1 protein-coding gene is annotated in these 862 nt (G+C 67.5%); it reads left to right on the top strand.

What is annotated here, in order from left to right; all coding sequences use genetic code 11:
• The coding region (locus EF387_RS46480; RefSeq protein ID WP_128382589.1) for a CofH family radical SAM protein at positions 1-862 on the top strand (862 nt) is incomplete at both ends.

Below are 862 nucleotides of genomic sequence, written 5' to 3'. Positions count from 1 at the left end.
CGGCGGTGGGCGGATCACCCCGGAGGAAGCGCTCGTCCTCTACCGCGACGCCCCGCTGCACGCGCTGGGCGCCGCCGCCGACGCCGTACGGCGCCGCAGGTACGCCGGCACCGAGCACATCGCCACGTACATCATCGAGCGCAACATCAACTACACCAACGTGTGCGTCACGGCGTGCAAGTTCTGCGCCTTCTACGCCGCGCCCAAGGACACCGCCAAGGGCTGGACCCGCGACCTCGACGACATCCTGCGCCGCTGCGCGGAGACCGTCGAACTCGGCGGCACCCAGATCATGTTCCAGGGCGGACACCACCCCGACTACGGCGTCGAGTACTACGAGAAGCACTTCTCCGCCATCAAGAAGGAGTTCCCGCAGCTCGTCATCCACAGCCTGGGCGCGTCCGAGGTCGAGCACATGGCCCGGATCTCGAAGGTGAGCGTCGAGGAGGCCATCACCCGCATCCACGAGGCGGGGCTGGACTCCTTCGCGGGCGCCGGGGCGGAGTTGCTGCCGGAGCGGCCGCGCAAGGCGATCGCCCCGCTGAAGGAGAGCGGTGAGCGCTGGCTGGAGATCATGGAGACCGCGCACCGGCTGGGTGTGGAGTCGACGTCGACGATGCTGATGGGCACGGGTGAGACCAACGCCGAGCGCATCGAGCACCTGCGGATGATCCGTGACGTGCAGGATCGCACCGGGGGTTTCCGGGCCTTCATCCCGTACACCTACCAGCCCGAGAACAACCATCTGAAGGGCCGCACACAGGCGACGATCTTCGAGTACCTGCGGATGATCGCGATCGCCCGGCTGTTCATGGACAACGTCGCCCACATCCAGGGCTCCTGGCTGACCACCGGCAAGGAG

The sequence above is a fragment of the Streptomyces cavernae genome, from assembly GCF_004023625.1.
Lineage (GTDB): Bacteria > Actinomycetota > Actinomycetes > Streptomycetales > Streptomycetaceae > Streptomyces > Streptomyces cavernae.
Note: the sequence above shows the minus strand (reverse complement) of the source record. Positions and strands in the feature narration are given on the sequence as shown.